The organism is Polaribacter huanghezhanensis (assembly GCF_030444335.1).
Classification (GTDB): Bacteria; Bacteroidota; Bacteroidia; order Flavobacteriales; family Flavobacteriaceae; genus Polaribacter; species Polaribacter huanghezhanensis.
Genome location: NZ_CP128595.1, coordinates 2,518,762 through 2,541,980 on the forward strand (window position 1 = coordinate 2,518,762; position 23,219 = coordinate 2,541,980).

Sequence of the window (23,219 nt, forward strand, 5' to 3'; positions counted from 1 at the left end):
TTTATTCGTTTTTCTTAGCCACAGTTGCGTGTTGCATAAAAAACATATCTAACTGAGAACCTAATAAAATAATATTAAACAAGACTGCAAACGGGAAATACAAGAATGATTTTGTCGTATTTATTCCTTTAATAGTTTGAATGTTATAACCACACTCTTTATACATTCTTTTGATACTTTTTTTTGTAAAAAAACGATAATGCGTTCTGTCTAAAATTAAGTCGTCTGTATATTTCCAATCTCTTTTAAAAATCATTTTAAAAAGATTTTTAGAATACCGAACATTCGGAATTGAAGTAACCAAAACTCCGTCTTTTTTCAATTTTGATTTTAGATTTACAATATCATCCCAAGGTTCTAACAAATGCTCAATCACATCATTCATTACAATGGCATCAAAATAATTATCTGGCAAGTCTTTTAAAACTTCATCTAAAGTTCCTAAAAGTACTTTCGTAAGTTTTTGAGTTGCTTCTTTTGCAGATTCCTCAAACGGCTCAACACCCCAAGTTTCTACACCTTCTTTTACCAATTGAGCAGAAAAATTACCAGCTCCACAACCAATTTCTAAGATCGTTTTTGCTGATTTCGGAATAAAACCTAACATTTCTGGTCTTACATTTTTATAATATTCTGCTTCTTTAATATCCATACTATTTTGATTTTTTTACTCGTTTTTAAAAGGCAAATTCATAGATCTTTTACTTAACCAAGTTCCTTTTTTAAGTGAGTGTCTATAATATTTTATCAATTCTAAAAACAAATATAGATTTAATTTTAGTTTAGGAATAAAAAAGAAACAAATTCCGATAATTGCTAACAATATCTTAGAAATTAAACTCATAAAAACTAATAAGCACAATAATAGAAATCTTGTCAATCCTTTAAAATGATTTCGAAGATATACATGTTTAGAAATCAATACTTCCGATTTGGTAATTTTTGATGTGTTTATGTTAATTCTTGAAGCTCCACCGTGATTGTGTATGATGTTTACATTTTTAAACAAAACAACTTCTCCATTTGCATCTCTTACTTTTTTACACAAATCTACATCTTCAAAATACATCCAATAATCTTCGTTCCAGCCATTTATTTTCTGAAACCACTTTCTAGAAATAAAAACTACCGAACCAGACACCCAATCAGGAAAAACCTTTTCATCATCTTGTTTTGTTTCTTTTGCAAAAAGTCTATAAATTGCTCTTGTAATTCCAAATAACGTAAATGGTCCAGGAAAAATTCTATCAACATCTTCAAAAGAGCCATTATTATTTAACTGATTACAAGATACAATTCCGTAGTTTTCATTGTTGTTTAAATTGATTAACACCTTATGGATTGCGTCCTCATTTGCAATGGTATCCGGATTTAAAAACAACATGTTTTTTCCAACAGAGTTGATGGCGCCTAAATTACATCCATTTGCAAAACCATTGTTTCCTGAATTTTCTATAAACCGAAATTGCGTGTATTTTTCTGAAAACTCTTTTAATTTTCCGTCGTTAGAATTGTTATCCACAACAACAACTTCAAAAGTAAATTTTTCTTGTTTAAAATGCGTTAACGCATCCAAACAATTTTTTAAATGTTTCCAGCTTTTATAGTTTACAATAATGATAGAAATATCTTTTTCTACAGAATTTACTTCAAAGTTTTCAATCGGGTATTTTATATTTTTAGGTATTTTATATTTTAAGTTGAACACTTCAACATATCGTCTCCAAACTCCAAATGCATGCAGCCAAGAAATTACAAATCCTCGGTAGCCATCCAAAAACCCAAACTGAATTACAAACTGAATAAAAAGCCGTACAAAAGGCTTTAAAAACAAGTGATATGGCGAAACAAACAAGCCTTTTTCTAACAATTCTTGCGCCTGTAGTTTTGCGTAATTTTTAAGTTTGTTTTTATATTGATGGTAATTTTTATACGAATAATGATTTAGTTTTCCTTTTAAAAAACCAATCGTACCATTTGTTGAAATTTCTTCATGAACTTTTCCAACATATCTGCACGTATCTTTATGAAATAATCGAATGACCTTATCTCTTCTCCAGCCACTAAAATTTAGTTTTTTATTTTTAAAGAAAAAGCTTCTATAAATATAAAAAGCATCAAAATTAGTAGTAGAAATTACCGTTTGTAAAATTTCTTCTTTTAAATTTTCTGGAACCGTTTCATCTGCATCTAATAAAAAAATCCAATCGTTACTCGCTTTTTCTATAGCAAAATTCTTTTGACTCGAAAAATCATCAAAGATTCTTTGAAGTAGAATCGCTTTTGATTCTTTTACAATTGCAACCGTTTTATCTGTACTAAAAGAATCAATCACAATAATTTCATCCGCAAAACTAACCGAATCTAATGCTCTTTGGATATTAGATTCTTCGTTAAAAGTTGGAATAATTGCTGTAATTTTTGTCATAAAACTAAACGGCTACATCATATTCGCGCAAGGCATCATTTAATGATGTTTTTTTATCGGTACTTTCTTTTCTTTTTCCAATGATTAATGCACACGGAACATTGAATTCTCCTGCGGCAAATTTTTTGGTATAACTTCCTGGAATTACTACCGAACGTGCAGGAACAATTCCTTTCATTTCAATCGGTTTATCACCAGTAACATCTATAATTTTGGTGCTCATTGTCAACACAACATTTGCTCCTAAAACAGCTTCTTTTTCTATCTTAACACCTTCTACAACAATACAACGAGAGCCAATAAAAGCGCCATCTTCTATAATCACTGGAGATGCTTGCAAGGGTTCTAAAACTCCACCAATTCCAACACCACCAGATAAATGTACGTTTTTACCAATCTGTGCACAAGAACCAACTGTTGCCCAAGTATCTACCATTGTTCCTTCATCTACATACGCGCCAATATTTACATAACTTGGCATTAAAATAGTTCCTGCAGAAATGTAAGCTCCGTGTCTTGCAACCGCGTTTGGTACAACTCTAATTCCTTTTTCTGCATAATTTCTTTTTAACGGAATTTTATCGTGATATTCAAAAATACCAGCTTCTAAAGTTTCCATTTTCTGAATTGGAAAATACAAAACAACTCCTTTTTTTACCCATTCATTTACTTGCCAACCATCAGAAGTTGGTTCTGCAACTCTTAACGTTCCAGCATCTAATAAATCGATTACTTTTCGAATTGCTGAAATTGTTTTTTCTTCTTTTAGTAACGCTCTGTTATCCCAAGCATTTTCTATTGTTTCTCTTAAATTTTCCATTTTGTAAAGTATGTTTCTGCAAATATAAATCTATCTGTAAAAATCTAAGCGAAGATACATTTTTTAAACAGATATTTTTATCCTGTTTAAAATCCTTATTTTTGCAAAAAGGTTTTTAAATGAGTAGAATTTTAGCCATCGATTTTGGCAAAGTAAGAACAGGAATTGCCGTTACAGACGAATTGCAAATAATTGCTTCTGGATTAACAACCGTTGCTACTTCTGAATTAATTCCGTTTTTAAAAAACTATACTCAAAAAGAAAAAGTAGCACTTTTTTTAGTTGGATTGCCTAAGCAAATGGACAATACAGATAGCGAAAGTGAAGTATTAATTTTGCCTTTTTTAGAAAAATTAAACAAACAATTTCCGCAAATACCAATGCAACGAGTTGATGAACGTTTTACGTCTAAAATGGCTTTTCAATCTATGATTGATTCTGGATTGAAAAAAAATCAACGGAAAAACAAAGCTTTGCTTGATGAAATTAGTGCCACAATTATTTTACAATCTTATTTAAACAACCTGTAATACATGTAATTACACAAAAAAATGTGTAAAAAGCAGGAATTTAGAATTCGTAATTCAAAAATTCGTGATTCGTAATTCTAATTCGTATTTTTGCAACCAAATTTTACAATAAATGATATTACCAATAGTCGCTTACGGTGATCCTGTTTTAAGAAAAGTAGGAAAAGAAATTAACAAAGAGTATCCAGAATTAGATACTTTAATTGCCAACATGAAAGAAACCATGTACAATGCTAATGGTGTTGGCTTGGCTGCTCCGCAAGTTGGAAAAGCAATTCGGTTATTTATGGTAGATGCTTCTCCTTTTGCAGAAGACGAAGATTTAGACGAAGAAGAAAGAGCCGTTTTGGCAAATTTTAAACAGGTGTTTATCAACCCAGAAATTATTGAAGAAAAAGGTGATGAATGGGCTTTTAATGAAGGTTGTTTAAGTATTCCTGATGTTAGAGAAGATGTGTTTAGACAAGAAGAAATCAATATTGAATATTTTGACGAAAACTTTGAAAAACACAGCAAAACTCTAAACGGTCTTGCGGCAAGAGTTTTTCAACACGAATACGATCATATAGAAGGAATTTTATTTACGGATAAATTATCATCACTAAAGAAAAGATTGATTAAAAAGAAATTAGAAAACATATCAAAAGGGAAAATAACAGCAGATTACAGAATGCGTTTTCCGAAGCTAAAAAAAAATAAAAAATAATATCCGTTCGAGGAGACACTAAAAAATACAATTTATGGAGTTTAATAAAATTATTGCCGTTACCGGTAAACCAGGTTTGTTTCATGTCGTTTCACAAACCAAAACAGGAATTGTTGTTGAAGCCTTATCAGACAAAAAACGCTTTCCAATTCTATCTACTCAAAATGTGAGTTTGCTAGAAAACATTGCCATTTTCACCTACGAAGAAGAAGTCCCTTTATTAACCGTTTTCAAATCAATTTTTGAAAAAGAAGAAGGAAAAGAAACCATTAGTCATAAAGAAAGTGGTGCAAAATTAACATCCTTTTTTAGCGAAATTTTACCAGATTTTGATCAAGAGCGTGTGTACACATCCAACATCAAAAAAATTATACAATGGTACAATATGTTAATTGCTACAGAATTTGATTTTTCTACTGCAAAATTATCAGTAGAAGCAACCGAACAAGCATAAATGAATTCTAGAACTCAGCAATTAGAGGCAATTAACAGATTATTAGATATCATGGACGAACTTCGCGAGAAATGTCCGTGGGATAAAAAGCAAACCTTAGAATCGTTACGATATTTAACAATTGAAGAAACCTACGAATTGGCTGATGCAATTTTAGACAACGATTTAGAAGAAATTAAAGAAGAATTAGGCGATGTGTTGTTACACATCGTTTTTTATGCAAAAATAGGAAGCGAGAAAAAAGCATTTGATATTGGCGATGTTGCCAACGCCATTTCTGATAAATTGGTTGATAGACATCCGCATATTTACGGTGATGTTGTTGTAAAAGACGAAGAGGGAGTAAAACAAAATTGGGAAAAACTAAAACTCAAAGAAGGAAAAACTTCTGTTTTAGAAGGCGTTCCTAAAAGTTTGCCTGCGCTTGTAAAAGCAAACCGAATTCAAGATAAAGTTGCTGGCGTTGGTTTTGACTGGGAAGAACCTCAACAAGTTTGGGAAAAGGTTCAAGAAGAATTGTCTGAACTAAACGAAGAAGTTAAAAACAACAACACAGAAAAGATCGAATCTGAATTTGGTGATGTGTTATTTTCGATGATAAATTATGCACGTTTTATCGGCGTAAATCCAGAAAATGCTTTGGAAAAAACCAATAAAAAATTTATAAAGCGATTCCTGTTCTTAGAAAAAGCAGCGAAAAAAGAAGGCAAAGAACTTTCTGACATGTCTTTAGCTGAAATGGATGTGCATTGGGAGAATTCGAAAGAGTTTTTCAAATAAACTTTCTGCCATTTTGAGCAAATAGCATAAAGTTGAAAAATCTATTTAAAGTGATATCTCGACTCCGCTCGATATGACATTTCATTTTGTATCTTTACTTTTATGAATGTACTTATAATTACAGGTGGATCTAACGGAATAGGAAAAGCCATTGCAGAAAAATATACTTTAGAAAAGCACACTGTTTTTTCAATTTCTAGAAGCAAAACAACCAACGTTTCTTATCAACAAATTACTGCAGATTTAAGCAATACTTCTGAAGCTGTCAATACAATAAAAACGGTGTTTTCTGAATTAGATTTAAACGCAATTTCTTCAATTACTTTATTAAATAATGCAGGAAGTTTAGGAGAAGTAAACACTGTTGGGAACTTAGATTTTGAAAAGATACAGCAGACAATTCAGTTAAACACCATTACTCCATTAGTCTTGTCAAATGAGTTTATAAAACTGACCAAAGAACTACATTGCAAAAAACAAATTATCAATATTTCTTCTGGAGCAGCAACGAGTCCGTATTCTGGTTGGTCAATTTATTGCACCTCAAAAGCTGCCTTAGACATGACAACCAGAGTTATTGCAATCGAACAAAATGAAGTTGATAACGACGTAAAATGTGTGGCCATTTATCCTGGAGTTGTAGATACCAATATGCAAGCTGCAATCAGAAAAACTTCTGAAAAGGAGTTTAAAAATGTGCAACATTTTAAAGAGTTAAAAGAAAATAACGAATTGTATTCTCCAGAATTTGTTGCAACTAAAGTTTATCAAATTGACATTCAGAATCAATTAGAAAATGGGGATATTGTAGATATTAGAACTGTTTAATGATATATTAAAGAATCACCAACTCAGCTGTGATAATCACTGTTATAAAAAAAAGGGATTTTTAAGAATCCCTTTTTTAACTTATTAAAATTCAAAACATCTATTTAAAATTTGAATCATCAATTCCTCCATTTACTTTAACCTCGTTCAATTTCATCTCAATACTTTGTCCGAAACTATTAGACGTTTGTGTGTATGGAATTTTTATTCCGTTTACCAATTTGTAATTTGAATATTCAGTAATTAAAACACTTTTACCTCCAAGAACTTCTTGCTTTGTTTTTAAACCAGAAGCAACATCATAATACTCTTTACTAATTTCGCCACTCGGTGCAGTTACTTGTACTACATACAAGTGTTGACCATTCGTCATTTGCATCCCCAAAAGTGCTGTTTGATAGCCTTTTTGACCATATTCCAATTCTGGAAAAATAACGGCTTCACTTAAAACTCTTTGCTTTTCTTTTTGATCTATATTTTGCGCTCTACCATTGCTTATTATAGAAACAGCATCTCCATTTACAACATATTTTATAGCTACTCGATTTGCAATTGGAATAGAAACTGTCATTAAATATTTACTCGAATTCTTTTTCTTAGTATCTATTTTAATTTCTGTTCCTTGAATACTTGCTGTCATGCTTGTAGAGATATCCTTAACGGCTGCAAGTTTATTTTGTCCGCCAATTGCATCAATATAGGTGTCAATAACTTTTTGGGCAGTAAGTCCAACAGGTGCATCTAGCAATACAATTAATGTATTATTTGATGGATTTAAATCAGGTATTTCGTGATCTGGATCTATTTCCACAGAAACAATTTTAGATGTAGACTCATAATTATAAATATATTCTGGACCTGTCATCCATATTTCTACCGGTAGTTTTACTGTTTTGGTAGTATTATTTGCTTCTGTAATTTTTAGCGTTACTGGCATCGCCATTTTATTTTTATTTAAAAGGCTGATGAGAGAACCCTTTTTAGGATCTCCATCTACATACTTAACTCCTTCAACTGCTTGATCTAATTTCCAATTATTCATAAACCAACCTTTCCAAAACCAAGTAAGATCTTCTCCTGCAGCACTATTCATTGTGTTGAAAAAATCCCATGGCGTTGGATGCTTAAATGCCCATCTTTTGATATAAGTTTGAAATGCATAATCAAAACGATCTTTTCCAAGTACAGAATTTCTTAAAACTTGTAAAGCTGCTCCGGGTTTAGAATACGCTTCCATTCCTAAATTTCCTTGATTATGAATTACATCTGGAACTGTAAAAACTGGATCTAATCGGTCGTTAAAAAGACCGCTCCCCATACTTTGTAAGTTCGATTTGTGATAATATTCTCCATTGTTAAATTCTTTGGTATCTACACCATTGATAAAAGTATTAAACCCTTCATCCATCCATGCGTATTTACGCTCGTTTGATCCAACAATCATAGGAAACCAATTGTGTCCAAACTCATGGTTAATCACACCCCAAAGAGATGCTCCCTTGCTTTTAAAATTACAAAACACAATACCTGGATATTCCATTCCACCTTCATGTGCGCCTACATTTGTAGCAACTGGATAGGTGTATGAAAACCATTTATTTGAATACAATTCAATAGAGTTTTTTACATATTCTGTAGATCTTCCATAACCATCCATTCCTGAGTTTTCTACTGGATACACAGACTGAGCAAGTGCCGTTTTTCCTTTTGGTAAATTAATTTTTGCTGCATCCCAAATAAAAGCTTTTGAAGCTGCCCAAGAAATATCTCTACTCTGAGCTATTTTAAAGTGCCAAGTCAACATTCCACGATTATCCGCTTTGTGATGATCTGCTCTGTCTAACATTTGCTTTTCAGATTGAATACTCACCGTTTTATCACTTTTCCAAGCTTTTTCTAATTGTTTTTGTTCATATTTTGTCAATACTTCCTTCGGATTTTGAAGCAACCCAGAACCAACCACAATCATGTCTGCTGGTGCCGTAATTTCATAATCAAAATCGCCATAATCCAAATAAAATTCACCTGTTCCCAAATAAGGAAGCGTGCTCCATCCATCAACTTCGTCCATTACTTCTATACGAGGATACCATTGCGCCAATGTGTAAATCCACCCATTTTTAGTTTTCACTCTTCCCATTCGGTCTTTTCCGTGCTCTGGAATATCAAAACTATAATTAATGGTAATTTCCATTTCTTTTCCTTTTGCTTTCAGTTCTTCTGGCAAACGGATTTGCATGCGTGTATCAGAAACCAAATAATTGGCTTTTTGCATTCTACCGCGATCCATTTTAATTCCTACACTTTTAAGTTCGTAACCATTTGTAAAAGTATGTACTCCATTTCGGTCGTTAGCTGGATACAATGCAGAACCCCGAGATTCTTTTTTAAAAGTATTTTGATCTAATTGCAACCAAAGAAATTCTAAATTATAAGGACTATTATTGATGTAGTTAATAGTTACTTTTCCTTCAATTTTTTGATTGATGGTATCTAACGTCGCTTTTATTTTATAATTCGCCCTATTTTGCCAATATTCTGGACCTGGATTACCAGTTGCACTGTGAAAAGCATTTACCTTGTCCGTCATAAACAGCGGACTAAAAGCTTCATATTTATTAAAAGTTGATTTTTGTGCTGTTTTTTCTTGAGCAACAACACGACCCGTGAATCCACCTATTAGCAATAAACAGGTAGAAAATTTAATTAAAAATTTCATAAGAATATTATTTTAAGTAAGAATAGAATACGAAGTTATAAAATAAAAGAAGCCGTTATTTTTTTTTAACACAACATTATGGTTCTATCTTTTCTTTATTTGATGTTGAAAATTCCTTAGAAAATGATTTTACTTCTTTGAAGAGGTGCAAAATCAAGCTTTTTTAGTTGATAAAATGAAACCGAAATTACTATCAGAAATTTTTAATTTGCTTCTAAACTCATTTTTCGATAACTTCGTTTACTCCTGTTACCGAAACATAAAAAAAGCCGCTCAATCGAGCGGCTTTTTTATTACACTAATTTCTTAGCATTTTTTACTTTTTGTTTTGTGAGTGCGAGTTCTATTACTTCACTCATGTCAGAAACATAATGAAACGTCAATCCTTTTAAATAACTTTCTTTGATTTCTAAAATGTCTTTTTCGTTTTCATCACACAGAATAATTTCTTTAATATTTGCTCTTTTTGCAGCCAATATTTTTTCTTTGATTCCGCCAACTGGCAATACTTTTCCACGCAAGGTAATTTCTCCCGTCATTGCTAACTTGTTCTTTACTTTACGTTGTGTAAATACAGACACCAACGACGTTAACATAGTAACTCCAGCACTTGGCCCATCTTTTGGCGTTGCACCTTCTGGCACGTGAATATGTACATTGTGTTTTTCTATAATCTCAGGATTTATTCCAAAATCTTCTGCATTTGCTTTGATATATTCCATCGCAATGGTTGCCGATTCTTTCATTACTTTTCCTAAGTTTCCCGTAATGGTTAAATTTCCTTTTCCTTTCGATAAAATAGATTCGATAAATAAAATATCTCCACCAACACTTGTCCAAGCCAAACCTGTAACAACTCCGGCAACATCATTTGTTTCGTATTTATCGCGCTCTAATCTTGCAGGGCCTAATATTTTTTCAATATCCTCATTGGTTAACGCAATATCATAGGCTTCCTCCATTGCAATAGATTTTGCAGCAAAACGCACCACTTTTGCAATTTGTTTTTCCAAACCTCTTACTCCAGATTCACGCGTGTATCCTTCAACAACTTTTTCTATTTGTGCTTTTCCTAATTTTAAATGCTCTTTTGTTAATCCGTGCTCTTTTAATTGCTTTGGCAACAAATGTCTTTTTGCAATTTCAATTTTTTCTTCAATAGTATATCCAGAAACATTAATAATTTCCATTCGGTCTCTTAACGCCCAAGGAATTTCCCCTAAATTATTTGCTGTCGCGATAAATAATACTTTAGACAAATCGAAACCAACTTCTAAATAATTATCGTAAAACTCCGTATTTTGTTCAGGGTCTAAGACTTCTAACATCGCAGAAGACGGATCTCCTTGATTGCTTGATGTTAATTTATCAATCTCATCCAACACAAAAACTGGATTTGCAGTTCCGGCTTTTTTCAAGTTCTGAATCAATCTTCCTGGCATTGCGCCGATGTATGTTTTTCTATGTCCACGGATTTCTGCTTCGTCTCGCAAACCACCTAAAGACATTCTAACATATTTTCTTCCCAACGATTCTGCAACCGATTTTCCTAACGAAGTTTTTCCAACTCCAGGAGGTCCGTATAAACAGATAATTGGAGACTTCATGTCATTTCTCAATTTTAAAACTGCCAAATGTTCTATGATTCTTTCCTTTACTTTTTCCAATCCAAAATGATCTCTATCTAAAATTTTTTGTGCTCTTTTTAAATCGAATTTATCAACAGAATATTCTCCCCAAGGCAATTCTAATAGTAATTCTAAATAACTTCTCTGAACGCCATATTCTGCCATTTGCGGATTCATTCTGCGTAAACGAGCTAATTCCTTATCAAATGTTTTGGCAACTTCTTTCGTCCATTTCTTCGTTTTAGATTTCATTTTCATTTCTTCCAACTCCTCGTCGTTAGAAACACCACCTAATTCTTCTTGAATGGTTTTTAATTGCTGATGCAAATAATATTCACGTTGTTGCTGATCCATATCAGTGCGTGTTTTCGACTGAATATCATTCTTCAACTCTAAGCGTTGTAACTCTTTATTTAAACGTTTTAGCGTTAATAACGCACGTTCTTTTAAGTTGTGTTGCTCTAATAATTCTTGCTTTTCTTTTACAGACAAATCCATGTTTGATGAAATAAAATTCACCAAAAACGAATTCGATTGAATGTTTTTAATTGCAAACGAAGCTTCCGAAGGCAACATTGGATTTACTTTAATAATCTGCAATGCTTGTTCTTTTACAGAATCAATAATGGCGTCAAACTCTTTGTTATTTTCGTCCGTTTTATCTTCTACAGCTTCTTTTGTTGTTGCTTTTAAATACGGTTCTGTTTGAACTACTTGATCAATTTCAAAACGTTTTTTCCCTTGGATAATAACAGTTGTATTTCCGTCAGGCATTTTTAACACACGTAAAATCTGAGCGACAACGCCAATTTTATGAATGTCTTTTTCTGTAGGATTTTCTACATCTGCATTTTTTTGTGCGACAACACCTAAAATTTTATCGCCTGCATTTGCATCTTTTATCAATTGAATGGATGCATCTCTTCCTGCTGTAATCGGAATTACAACTCCTGGAAATAACACGGTATTTCTTAAAGGTAAAATTGGTAAAACCGCAGGGATTTCTTCTTTATTAATAATCTCTTCATCTTCTGGCGTCATCAACGGAATTAATTCTGAATCTTCATCTAACATGTTGTGAAGCGACAAACTGTCCAAACCTAATATTTTAGCGTTACTCATAGTATATATATCTGTCAAGTTGACATTTAAACGTTTCTTTCTACTTTTTAAAAGCCTTTAACCATTATTTAAGTTATTGATTATCAATATATTAAATAAATTTAAATTTTAACTTCTACACTACTAAAACAATTGTTGTGCCAATGGTTTTGAGTTTTAGATTTAGTTTGTTACTAAACTTGTTTTTTGATAATTTCGTTAACTACCGATATAAAACACTTGTGCTGAACTTGATTCAGTATTGAAACGTTCGATATCTTTAAAGTTGTGCGCAAGCAAAAAAAAGCGCGAATGAAATTTAATCTTTAATTTTAATGCTAAAAAAATAGTAGGCTTTCTACAGATCAAGAAAAGTTACTTGGCGTTAATTTTAATGAACTAGAAAAAAGAATGACTACCCCATAACAACATTTTTTCCTTTTAGCTTTTTATCGGTAAAATTAAATAGCCTTTGTTAAACTTATTTAACAAAGGCTATTCTACAATTTAAAAATAAGTAACTTATTTTATTCTGTAATTTCTGATTCTTTAATAGCAACTACTTCAATATCAAAAATAAGATCTTTACCTGCCAAAGGATGATTACCGTCTATAACAATACTTTCATCTTTAACTTCAACCACACGTAAATTCATTTCTTGTCCATCTGGAGATTTAGAAACTAGTCCCATTCCAACTTCAGGAGCAAGATCTTGAGGAAGTTCTGTTCTTTTTACTTCTTGCTTTAGGTGATCGTGGATTTCTCCATACGCTTCTTCTTTAGCAACTGTTATGGTTTTTTTTTCATTTAACTTCATGTCAATTACTCCTTTCTCAAAACCAGGTATTAACTGTCCTTGTCCTAAAGTAAACTCTAATGGTTCCTTTCCTTCAGAACTGTCAAAAATCTGTCCGTTAGATAACTTCCCTGTGTAATTTACTTTAACTGTATTGTTCTCTTTAACTTGATCCATATGATATGTTATAATTTTAAAAAATACTCTTTGTATAATTCTTACACACTAAATATTTTAATTTAAACTTACTCAAACAATAGCCGCGAAAACCAAGCCAAAAACTAAAAAATTAGAATGTAAAATTTTAAACCTATAAATTAACAAGCTTAAAACGTAAAAACCTTACTGTTGCCTTTAATATTGGTGAAATTCTATTTTAAATCTTTTTAAAAATTATCCTATAAGAAATAATTTAATCGGCAACTATGTCAGTAAAACAAAAAAACTACAAAGCTCTTCTCTTAAAAAATCACCTTCAACTAAAAAAATGTATTTTTATTGTGTGCAACTGTCACAAATCGAAAAACATTTTGTCTATAGTATAGAAACGTTTCATTGAAGGAAAACAATCAACATATCAACCAACTATTAAAACGCTGTAAAAAAGGTGATAATACTGCTCAAATGCAGATTTATAAAGACTATTACAGAGCTATGTACAACACATCGTTAAGAATACTTAAAGATGAGTTTGAAGTAGAAGACATGATGCAAGAAGCATTTTTAACTGCTTTTACAAAGTTGGACACCTTTATTGGAGAAGTTACTTTTGGCGCTTGGTTAAAACGAATTGTGATCAACAAAAGTTTAACGCAGCTAAAAAAAAATAACAAATACCAAGATGTAAAAATGGAAGTAATTAAAGACACTTCTATAGAAACTGAAGACACTATAGATTACACTTCGTTACATGCCAGTAGGGTATTAGACTCGTTAAATTCTTTAAAAGAAAATTATAGAATTGTGTTGAATTTAAACCTAATAGAAGGCTACGATTATGAAGAAATCGCACACATATTAGGATATACAAACGAAAATGTAAGAACCACAATTTCGAGAGCAAAAAAGAAATTAAAACAGCAGCTAGTTTTAGAAACTGCATAACAAAACCAAGTAATGAAAGATCAATTTAATAGCTTTTTTAAAAATACCGACTTCGATTTAGAAGAACCGAGGTTTGGTCATTTAGAAAGATTTCAGGAACGATTAAATAATCCACAGAAAAAGAAAAAATCCTTTTCTTATAAATGGATGAGCGTTGCCGCATCAGTAATTTTAATTGTCGGATTTTGGTTAGGCGCAAATGTTACCGATAAAACACTAGAATTAGCAGATGTTTCGCCAGAAATGCAAGAAACTGAAACGTTTTTTGTATCGACCATAAAACAAGAATTAAAAACCATAGAAACATTTAGAAATCCAACAACTGAACGTGTTATTGAAGATGCATTAAATCAGTTAGAAAAACTAGACAATCAATACAAAGACTTAGTAAAAGCACTAAACAAAAGCAATAACGACAAGCGTGTTGTGTATGCGATGATAAGCAATTATCAAAACCGAATAGAAGTTTTACAAGATGTCTTAAAACAAATAGACGAAATAAAAAACCTTAAAGTAAACAGCAATGATGAAATCTACATTTAAAATAGCACTATTCCTTTTTTTAATCCCTTTAGTAAGTTTTGCAAATAACGATACAGAACCGAAACAAGAAAAAAGTAAAACCATTAAAAAACAATATTCAGTTGACAGAAATGCAACCGTAAATATTGACAATAAATACGGAAATATAAACATTGTTACCTGGAATAAAAATAGCGTAGAAATTACAGTAGTCATTACTGTAAAAGGAAATGATTTAAGTAGCGTTGAAAAAAAATTAAGAGGAATTAACGTCGATTTTAACGCAACTTCTGATTTCGTTGCTGCCAAAACAAAATTTGATAATTCTTCTAACGGATGGAGTTTTTGGGGAAAATCAAAAAATATAAGTTACAAAGTTAATTATACGGTTAAAATGCCCATTTCTAACAACGTACAATTAAACAACGATTACGGAGATATTTTAATCAATGAAATTAACGGAACAACAGATATTAATTGCGATTACGGAAAGTTGATCATAGGAGATTTAAACAATTCTACAAATGATATCAATATTGATTATTGCAACGGATCAAGCATTAGTTTTCTAAAATCTGGATCAATCAATGCAGATTATTCTAGACTTACTGTTGATAAAACAGACGAAGTAAAAATCAACTCAGATTATTCTAATGTAAATATCGGAACTGCAAATAGCGTAATTTACAATGCAGATTACGGAAGTATCACGGTGGATGATGTAAATGATATTACAGGAAATTCAGATTATGTAAGCATCCGATTAGGAACTGTTTATAAAAACTTAAATATCAAAGCTGATTACGGATCTATTAAAATAAAAGAATTAGCAAGAGGTTTTCACAAAGCTGTAATTTCTAGCGAGTATGCAGGAATCTCTGTCGGAACAAAAACAAACAACACTTTTAGTTTTGAAATGAACTTACAGTATTCTAGTTTTAGATATAATGATGACCATGTAGAAATGTTTAAAAGCATTGAAAAAGGTTCTAAAAAATATTACGAGGGAGTTTACGGAAAAGGGAAATCTAACTCTAGATTAATGATCAAATCGCAATACGGCGGAGTAACTTTAAAAGAACTATAATTTTAAAAAATAAAATCGAACAATCATGAAAAAAATAATCATTACAAGCATCATTTTAACCTTGAGCTTCTCAGTAAATGCTCAAAGTTGGTGGAACACCAAAAAAGTAAGAGGAAATGGAAATGTGACTACAGAAACTAGAAAAACATCTGATTATGACGGTGTAAGCTTTGGCGGAAATTTTGATGTAGAATTGGTCAGAGGAAAAGAAGGAAAAATCACTTTAAAAGGCGAAGAAAACTTATTAAAATATATAGAAGTTGACGTAAAAAGAGGCATCCTAAAAATTCAAGTTCAAAAAGGAGTAAATATTAGAACAACAAGAAAATTGCTTGTTACCGTTCCTTATAAAGACATCGAAAAAGTTTCTTTGAGTGGTTCTGGAAATTTAACAAGTAACGGAACAATTAATGCTGATAAAATCTCTTTCTCTGTTGCAGGTTCTGGTGATATGAGAGTAAATGTAAATGCTAATGAAGTAAAAACAAACATTGCGGGTTCTGGAAATATTAAAGTGGATGGAAAAACAATGGATTTAAGCTGTAGTATTGCGGGCTCTGGAGATATTAATGCCTACGGGTTAAAAGCGACTTCTACTTCTGCAAAAATTGCTGGTTCTGGAAATATTAGAACTTCTGTTTCTAATAAAATATCGGCGAAAGTTGTAGGTTCTGGAAACATTTACTACAAAGGGAATCCTGATAAAATTGAAAGTAAATCTCTTGGTTCTGGAAGTGTGGTTAGCAGAAATTAGTATCTAAATAGAAATATTAAAAAAGCCTCGGAAAATTCCGAGGCTTTTTTTGCTTTACTCTTTTCTATATTGAGAAGAAAGCTCGAATACTTTTTCTAATATTTTTTTGTCTTGTTCTTCAAAAGCTAAACTTCTACGTTTTAAAACAACTTCTGCAACTTCAAAAACTTTTGGCAATTGATAGGTTGTAAATCCAGAAGCGCCACCCCAACTAAAAGACGGAATAAAATTTCTTGGAAATCCGCTTCCATAAATATTGGCAGAAACGCCAACTACAGTTCCTGTATTAAACATCGTGTTGATTCCGCATTTAGAATGATCGCCCATAATTAAACCACAAAATTGCAACCCCGTTTTCGCAAATCGTTCTGTTTCGTAACTCCAAATTTTAACCTCAGCGTAATTGTTTTTTAAATTAGAATTGTTTGTATCTGCGCCAATATTACACCATTCTCCAAGTACAGAATTTCCTAAAAATCCTTCGTGCCCTTTGTTAGTATACCCAAATAAAACCGAATTATTGAGTTCTCCGGCTACTTTACAAAACGGACCTAAAGTTGTTGCTCCGTAAATTTTTGCGCCCATTTTAACCACCGCATTTTCGCACATTGCAAACGGACCACGAATTAAACTTCCTTCTAAAACTTGTGCATCTTTACCAATATAAATGGGTCCTTCAGAGGCATTTAAAGACGAATACAAAACCGCTGCACCTTCTTCAATAAAAATATTTTTCTTGTTTATTACATGAACATCTTTCGGAATTTCTTGCGATGTTCTATCTTCTGTTAGCAACTCAAAATCTAACTGAATTGCTTTCTCATTTAGAGAGAAAATATCCCACGTATTTTTAATTTGTAAAATTTCTTCCTCAAATTCTATTTGCTTGTAGGATGAAAAATCTACTTCTTCTTGCGTATCTGTGGTGTAAAAAGCAATCACATTATCCCCTTTAAAAATAGCTTCATTTTCTGATAGCTTTTTTACTTTTTTTACCAATTTTTTCGTTGGTATGTAAGAAGCATTGATTAAGATATTTTGCTCCATTTCTACCATCGGATATTTTTCTTCTAAATATTCTTCCGTAATTGTCGTTGTGGTCAATCCAAGTTGATTTTCCCATTTTTCTCGAATGGTTAAAATTCCAACTCTAATATCTGCAACTGGTCTTGTATAAGTAAAAGGAAGCAATGCATTTCTAACATCACTATCAAATAAAATATAATTCATTTTTATAATCGCTTTCTACAAATATAAAGGAATGAAACATATACTATAAAAAAAATGCATACATATTCAAAATTACTTTTAACTTCTTTACCTTTATTGGATGAAAAAATCATTTAAACATATTAAAGATTCAGCTGTTAGCATAAATGAATTGATGTTGCCGTCCCATTCAAATTTTAGTGGAAAAATTCATGGAGGTTACATTCTAAGTCTAATGGATCAAATTGCTTTTGCTTGTGCTTCTAAACATGCAGGATGTTATTGTGTAACGGCTTCTGTGAATAAAGTCGATTTTTTAAATCCTGTTGAAGTTGGAGAACTTTTAACTTTAAAAGCATCGATTAATTATACAGGAAAAACTTCTATGGTCATTGGATTACGTGTTGAATCTGAAAATATTATTTCTGGAGAAAAAAAACACTGCAATTCTTCCTATTTTACAATGGTTGCAAAAGATAAAAACGGAAAAGGCGTTCTTATCCCTGGCATTATTTTAACCAATAATGACGAAGTAAGACGCTTTGTAAGAAGTATAGAAATACAAAAAAATGCCAAAAAAGGAAATCTTCTTTTTAATGAAAACACTTTTAAAATAGAAAATTACTTAACCTTACTAGAAAATCACAATACGAAAGTCGTTTTGTAAATAAAACTATTATTTACTCAAATACATTTTACGTCTTGCGTATAAATCGTAAAAATCATCGTCTTTTAAACTATCAATAAATAAGATGCTTTCTCCAGTTGATTTCATTTCTGGACCTAAATTCTTATTTACATTCGGAAATTTATTAAAAGAAAAAACCGGTTGCTTAATTGCATATCCGTCTAACTGCGGATTGAAATTAAAATCAGTAACTTTATTCACTCCCAACATTACTTTTGTTGCATAATTTACATACGGTTCTTTGTATGCTTTTGCAATAAACGGAACCGTTCTAGACGCTCTTGGATTTGCTTCAATAATATACACAACATCATCTTTTATAGCAAACTGAACGTTGATCAAACCAACTGTTTTTAATTCCCTAGCAATGGTATGTGTATGATCTTTAATTTGTTGTAAAACCAAGTCTCCAATATTAAAAACCGGTAAAGTTGCATTAGAATCTCCAGAATGCACTCCACAAGGCTCAATGTGTTCCATGATTCCGATGATATACACATTTCCGTCTGCATCACAAATGGCATCTGCTTCTGCTTCAATTGCGCCGTCTAAATAATGATCTAACAACAATTTGTTTCCTGGCATTCCTCTTAACAAATCAACTACATGTTCTATCAATTCTTCTTTGTTGATGACAATTTTCATTCCTTGTCCGCCCAACACATACGAAGGTCTTACCAAAATCGGAAAATCTAATTGTTCTGCCAAAGCCAAGGCTTGATCTGCTGTTTCTGCAATTCCAAATTCTGGATACGGAATATTGTTTCTCTTCAATAATTCTGAAAAACTCCCTCTATCTTCTGCTAAATCTAAGGCTTCAAAAGAAGTTCCTATGATTTTAATTCCATATTTCGTTAACTTTTCTGCTAACTTTAAAGCTGTTTGCCCTCCAAGTTGCACAATAACTCCTTCGGGTTTTTCGTGTCTAATGATGTCATAAATATGTTCCCAAAAAACAGGTTCGAAATACAATTTATCTGCCGTATCAAAATCTGTAGAAACTGTTTCAGGATTACAGTTAATCATAATAGTTTCGTAACCACATTCTGCGGCTGCTAAAACACCATGAACACAACAATAATCAAACTCAATTCCTTGTCCGATTCTATTGGGTCCAGAACCCAAAACGATAATTTTCTTCTTATCGGTAACAATACTTTCATTTGCAACTACTATTTTTCCGTCCGCAGTTTCAATATCATTTTCAAAAGTTGAATAATAATAAGGTGTTTGTGCTTTAAATTCTGCCGCACAAGTATCAACCAATTTATAAACTCGTTGTACTTTTAATTCTTCTCTTTTGCTATAAACTTGACTTTCTAAACATTTAAGCATGTGCGCAATTTGTCGATCGCCATATCCTTTTTGTTTTGCTTCTAGCAATAAATCACGTTGAATGGTATCAATTGTAAACGTTGAAATTTCTTTTTCTAACAGATACAACTCTTCATATTGCTTTAAATACCACATATCAATTTTTGTGATATCATAAATCTGACTTAACGGAATTCCCATTGCAATGGCGTCGTAAATTGCAAAAACTCTGTCCCAACTTGCATTGGTTAATTTATCTATAATTTGATTGTAATCTCTATATCCTTTTCCGTCTGCGCCTAAACCGTTGCGTTTAATTTCTAAGGATTGAGTTGCTTTGTGCAATGCTTCTTGAAACGAACGTCCAATTCCCATTACTTCTCCAACAGATTTCATTTGTAAACCTAAAGTTCTATCAGAACCTTCAAATTTATCAAAGTTCCAACGTGGAATTTTTACAATTACATAATCTAATGTTGGCTCAAATAAAGCAGACGTAGATTTTGTTATTTGATTGTCTAATTCATCCAACGTATAACCAATCGCTAATTTTGTAGCAATCTTTGCAATCGGATATCCAGTTGCTTTACTCGCTAAAGCGGATGAACGAGAAACACGTGGATTAATTTCAATGGCAATAATATCTTCTTTTTCGTCAGGAGAAACTGCAAACTGCACATTACACCCACCTTCAAAATCACCAATAGAACGCATCATTTTAATAGACATGTCGCGCATTTTCTGAAATGTTCTGTCAGAAAGTGTCATTGCTGGCGCAACGGTAATTGAATCTCCAGTATGAATTCCCATCGGATCCATATTTTCGATAGAACAAATAATGACTACGTTGTCATTTCTATCGCGTAACAATTCCAATTCGTATTCTTTCCAACCCATCATGGCTTTGTCAATCATCACTTCATGAATTGGTGATGCTTCTAAACCTCTACTTAATAATTCATCAAAATCTTTTGGATCGTATACTATGGAAGCTCCTGCTCCACCTAATGTATATGACGATCTTATCACTAATGGAAAACCAAACTCTTGTGCAATTTCTTTCCCTTTTAAAAATGATGTTGCTGTTTCTTGTGGCGCCATTGGCACATCAATCTTTAACATCAATTCTCTAAACAATTCTCTATCTTCTGTAATATTTATTGCATCAATATCAACTCCAATTAGTTGTACACCAAAATCTTTCCAAATTCCTTTATCATCTGCTTCAATACATAAATTCAATGCAGTTTGACCACCCATTGTTGGCAAAACAGCATCAATTTGTGGATGCTCTTTTAAAATTTGTATGATTGATTTTGTAGTTAACGGCAACAAATACACATGATCTGCCATTGAAGGATCTGTCATGATTGTTGCTGGATTCGAATTAATTAAAATTGTTTCAATTCCGTCTTCTCTTAAAGATCTTAAAGACTGTGAACCAGAATAGTCAAATTCACATGCCTGACCAATAACAATTGGTCCTGATCCGATAATTAAAATAGATTTTAGGTCTTGTTTTTTTGGCATTTTAGTGTGTATTGTAATGTATTGGTAAAAGTAAAAATTGATTGGGTATAAAAAAAGGTGTTACTAAAAATAGTAACACCTTAATTATTAACAATTGTTAATCATTATTTCTTATGTCTTGTTTCTGTAGAAACAGATAATTTCTTTCTTCCTTTTGCTCTTCTTCTAGCTAAAACCTTACGACCATTAGCAGAAGCCATTCTATCTCTGAAACCGTGTTTGTTTCTTCTCTTTCTATTTGATGGTTGGTACGTTCTTTTCGGCATTACTTGTATTTTTAAATATCGTCTTTATTCTGTTTTGCTTTTTGTGAATTTTCGTCTGCTAAAAGCGTGTGCAAATATACAACTACTTTTGTTTTTGACAAATACAATTTTAAAAAAAAATAAATTATTTTTTAGAAGCCCAATTTTACAAATTTTATTGCACTTTTTATTGCTTTTTAATTTGTCAAAACTTCTAGAGTTAGTACTTTTGTCCAAACCTAATCACCATGAAAAATACCAAATACGTTTTTGTAACTGGAGGCGTAACATCATCACTAGGAAAAGGAATTATTGCTGCTTCTTTAGCGAAACTCTTACAAGAAAGAGGTTATTCTGTAACTATTCAAAAATTAGATCCTTACATTAATATAGACCCAGGAACCTTAAATCCGTACGAACATGGTGAATGTTATGTTACAGATGATGGCGCAGAAACCGATTTAGATTTAGGGCATTATGAGCGTTTTTTAAACATCCCAACTTCTCAAGCAAACAACGTTACAACGGGTAAAATTTATCAATCTGTAATAAATAAAGAACGAAAAGGTGAGTTTTTAGGTAAAACGGTTCAGGTAATTCCGCATATTACCGATGAAATTAAACACAGAATTCAGATTTTAGGCGAAACGGGCGATTATGATATCGTCATTACAGAAATTGGTGGAACGGTTGGTGATATTGAATCGTTGCCTTATGTAGAATCTGTTCGTCAAATGTTGTGGGAAAAAGGAAGAGAAAATGTGATTGTGATTCATTTAACATTGGTTCCTTATTTGGCTGCTGCCGGTGAATTAAAAACAAAACCTACACAACACTCTGTAAAAATGTTGATGCAAAGTGGAGTAAGTCCAGACATATTAGTATGTAGAACAGAGCATGAAATCTCTGACGACATCAAACGGAAACTAGCCTTATTTTGCAATGTAAAACAAGAAGACGTAATACAATCTATTGATGCAGAAACCATTTACGACGTTCCCAATTTAATGTTTGAAGAAGGTTTGGATCAAGTTGTATTAAGCAAACTAAAATTATCTTCAGAAAAACAACCACAATTACTTGAGTGGAATAATTTTATCAGAAAACATAAAAACCCAACTTCTACCGTAGAAATTGGTTTGATTGGTAAATACATAGAATTGCACGATTCTTACAAATCAATTACAGAAGCATTTATCCACGCAGGATCTACAAACGAAACAAAAGTAAAAGTGCGTTGGATTCATTCTGAGAGTTTAACTCCAAAAAATGTAGAGAAAAAACTAGAAGGTTTAAACGGAATTTTAGTGGCGCCTGGTTTTGGTGATCGTGGAATTGAAGGAAAAATTAAAGCGGTAAAATATGCAAGAGAACAAAACATTCCGTTTTTCGGAATTTGTTTAGGAATGCAAATGGCAGTAATCGAATTTTCTAGAAACATCTTACATTTAGAAAATGCAAGTTCTACAGAAATGAACAAAAGCACAAAACATCCTGTGATTAACTTAATGGAAAGTCAAAAAAACGTAACAGAAAAAGGTGGAACCATGCGTTTGGGTGCTTGGGATTGTGAACTTAAAAAAGACTCTAAAGTTTTTGACGCGTACAAATCAGAATTGATTAGCGAACGTCACAGACATCGGTACGAATTTAATAATAAGTATTTAAAAAAGATTGAAGCTGCCGGAATGAAAGCAACTGGAATCAACCCAAAAACTGGATTGGTAGAAATTATTGAAATCCCAAATCATCCGTGGTTTGTTGGTGTACAATATCATCCAGAATATAAAAGTACCGTGTTAAATCCACATCCTTTATTTGTGAGTTTTGTAAAAGCAGCTTTACAGCATTCGAAATAAATTATCAATTATGTCTGTTCGAGCTGTCATATCGAGCGGAGTCGAGATGCGAGAACTCTTTTATAGTTTAAAGACCTCTCGACAAACGGAGTTTGCTACTTTCAATCAAAATATAT

Annotated in this window: 20 protein-coding genes; 11 read left to right on the plus strand and 9 right to left on the minus strand. The window is 32.1% G+C overall.

Annotated features, from left to right (window positions below; translation table 11 throughout):
- Window position 1 precedes the first annotated feature (1 nt).
- The 3 genes from KCTC32516_RS11835 to KCTC32516_RS11845 are packed head-to-tail and all read right to left on the minus strand — an operon-like array spanning window position 2 to window position 3,248.
- Window positions 2-652, minus strand: coding sequence for a class I SAM-dependent methyltransferase (locus KCTC32516_RS11835; RefSeq protein ID WP_301400847.1), 651 nt, complete (start codon window positions 650-652; stop codon window positions 2-4).
- Between the two features lie 15 nt (window positions 653-667).
- The gene (locus tag KCTC32516_RS11840; protein ID WP_301400849.1) at window positions 668-2,428 is read right to left on the minus strand and encodes a glycosyltransferase; all 1,761 of its coding nucleotides are present in this window, start codon (window positions 2,426-2,428) and stop codon (window positions 668-670) included.
- Between the two features lie 4 nt (window positions 2,429-2,432).
- Window positions 2,433-3,248 carry a 2,3,4,5-tetrahydropyridine-2,6-dicarboxylate N-succinyltransferase gene (locus tag KCTC32516_RS11845; protein ID WP_301400851.1) on the minus strand — a complete coding sequence of 272 codons (816 nt, stop codon included), beginning with the start codon at window positions 3,246-3,248 and terminating at the stop codon, window positions 2,433-2,435.
- 119 nt (window positions 3,249-3,367) lie between these two features.
- Here KCTC32516_RS11845 and ruvX point away from each other — a divergent pair, with 119 nt between their 5' ends.
- The 5 genes from ruvX to KCTC32516_RS11870 all read left to right on the plus strand — a co-directional run bounded on the left by ruvX (window position 3,368) and on the right by KCTC32516_RS11870 (window position 6,546).
- The gene (ruvX, locus tag KCTC32516_RS11850) at window positions 3,368-3,778 is read left to right on the plus strand and encodes a Holliday junction resolvase RuvX (RefSeq protein WP_301400852.1); all 411 of its coding nucleotides are present in this window, start codon (window positions 3,368-3,370) and stop codon (window positions 3,776-3,778) included.
- 112 nt (window positions 3,779-3,890) lie between these two features.
- Window positions 3,891-4,484, plus strand: a complete 594-nt coding sequence (gene def / locus KCTC32516_RS11855) for a peptide deformylase (protein ID WP_301400853.1) — start codon at window positions 3,891-3,893, stop codon at window positions 4,482-4,484.
- Between the two features lie 34 nt (window positions 4,485-4,518).
- Window positions 4,519-4,938 carry a DUF5606 family protein gene (locus KCTC32516_RS11860; protein WP_301400855.1) on the plus strand — a complete coding sequence of 140 codons (420 nt, stop codon included), beginning with the start codon at window positions 4,519-4,521 and terminating at the stop codon, window positions 4,936-4,938.
- Entirely contained in the window at window positions 4,939-5,718 is a 780-nt protein-coding gene (gene mazG, locus KCTC32516_RS11865) for a nucleoside triphosphate pyrophosphohydrolase (protein WP_301400856.1), read from the plus strand. It abuts the gene before it with no gap.
- 102 nt (window positions 5,719-5,820) lie between these two features.
- The gene (locus tag KCTC32516_RS11870) at window positions 5,821-6,546 is read left to right on the plus strand and encodes an SDR family NAD(P)-dependent oxidoreductase (protein ID WP_301400857.1); all 726 of its coding nucleotides are present in this window, start codon (window positions 5,821-5,823) and stop codon (window positions 6,544-6,546) included.
- 100 nt (window positions 6,547-6,646) lie between these two features.
- On the opposite strand, the gene KCTC32516_RS11875 is transcribed toward KCTC32516_RS11870, so the two are convergent.
- The 3 genes from KCTC32516_RS11875 to KCTC32516_RS11885 all read right to left on the minus strand — a co-directional run bounded on the left by KCTC32516_RS11875 (window position 6,647) and on the right by KCTC32516_RS11885 (window position 12,968).
- The gene (locus tag KCTC32516_RS11875; protein ID WP_301400859.1) at window positions 6,647-9,265 is read right to left on the minus strand and encodes a M1 family metallopeptidase; all 2,619 of its coding nucleotides are present in this window, start codon (window positions 9,263-9,265) and stop codon (window positions 6,647-6,649) included.
- 293 nt (window positions 9,266-9,558) lie between these two features.
- Entirely contained in the window at window positions 9,559-12,015 is a 2,457-nt protein-coding gene (gene lon / locus KCTC32516_RS11880; RefSeq protein WP_301400861.1) for an endopeptidase La, read from the minus strand.
- Between the two features lie 506 nt (window positions 12,016-12,521).
- Window positions 12,522-12,968, minus strand: a complete 447-nt coding sequence (locus KCTC32516_RS11885; RefSeq protein ID WP_301400863.1) for an FKBP-type peptidyl-prolyl cis-trans isomerase — start codon at window positions 12,966-12,968, stop codon at window positions 12,522-12,524.
- 378 nt (window positions 12,969-13,346) lie between these two features.
- On the opposite strand from KCTC32516_RS11885, the gene KCTC32516_RS11890 reads away from it, so the two are divergent.
- From KCTC32516_RS11890 to KCTC32516_RS11905, 4 genes are read left to right on the plus strand one after another with little or no spacing between them, the layout of a single operon-like run.
- Window positions 13,347-13,895, plus strand: coding sequence for an RNA polymerase sigma factor (locus KCTC32516_RS11890; RefSeq protein ID WP_301400865.1), 549 nt, complete (start codon window positions 13,347-13,349; stop codon window positions 13,893-13,895).
- Between the two features lie 12 nt (window positions 13,896-13,907).
- Window positions 13,908-14,438: a hypothetical protein gene (locus tag KCTC32516_RS11895; protein WP_301400867.1), complete on the plus strand. Its 531-nt coding sequence runs from the start codon at window positions 13,908-13,910 to the stop codon at window positions 14,436-14,438.
- Window positions 14,419-15,504 carry a hypothetical protein gene (locus KCTC32516_RS11900; protein ID WP_301400868.1) on the plus strand — a complete coding sequence of 362 codons (1,086 nt, stop codon included), beginning with the start codon at window positions 14,419-14,421 and terminating at the stop codon, window positions 15,502-15,504. The genes KCTC32516_RS11895 and KCTC32516_RS11900 overlap by 20 nt, the downstream gene beginning before the upstream one ends.
- Window positions 15,505-15,529: 25 nt before the next feature.
- Complete coding sequence (locus KCTC32516_RS11905) at window positions 15,530-16,258, plus strand: head GIN domain-containing protein (protein WP_301400869.1); 729 nt, start codon at window positions 15,530-15,532, stop codon at window positions 16,256-16,258.
- A 54-nt stretch (window positions 16,259-16,312) separates the two neighbouring features.
- Here KCTC32516_RS11905 and KCTC32516_RS11910 read toward each other — a convergent pair whose 3' ends face one another.
- On the minus strand, window positions 16,313-17,488 hold the full coding sequence (locus KCTC32516_RS11910; protein WP_301400871.1) for a GlmU family protein: 1,176 nt from the start codon (window positions 17,486-17,488) through the stop codon (window positions 16,313-16,315).
- 100 nt (window positions 17,489-17,588) lie between these two features.
- On the opposite strand from KCTC32516_RS11910, the gene KCTC32516_RS11915 reads away from it, so the two are divergent.
- On the plus strand, window positions 17,589-18,134 hold the full coding sequence (locus KCTC32516_RS11915; RefSeq protein ID WP_301400873.1) for an acyl-CoA thioesterase: 546 nt from the start codon (window positions 17,589-17,591) through the stop codon (window positions 18,132-18,134).
- Between the two features lie 9 nt (window positions 18,135-18,143).
- On the opposite strand, the gene carB is transcribed toward KCTC32516_RS11915, so the two are convergent.
- On the minus strand, window positions 18,144-20,999 hold the full coding sequence (gene carB / locus KCTC32516_RS11920) for a carbamoyl-phosphate synthase large subunit (protein WP_301400875.1): 2,856 nt from the start codon (window positions 20,997-20,999) through the stop codon (window positions 18,144-18,146).
- A 104-nt stretch (window positions 21,000-21,103) separates the two neighbouring features.
- On the minus strand, window positions 21,104-21,265 hold the full coding sequence (rpmH, locus tag KCTC32516_RS11925) for a 50S ribosomal protein L34 (RefSeq protein WP_301400877.1): 162 nt from the start codon (window positions 21,263-21,265) through the stop codon (window positions 21,104-21,106).
- Window positions 21,266-21,492: 227 nt separating this feature from the next.
- On the opposite strand from rpmH, the gene pyrG reads away from it, so the two are divergent.
- Window positions 21,493-23,103, plus strand: a complete 1,611-nt coding sequence (gene pyrG / locus KCTC32516_RS11930) for a CTP synthase (RefSeq protein WP_301400879.1) — start codon at window positions 21,493-21,495, stop codon at window positions 23,101-23,103.
- Window positions 23,104-23,219: the final 116 nt, after the last annotated feature.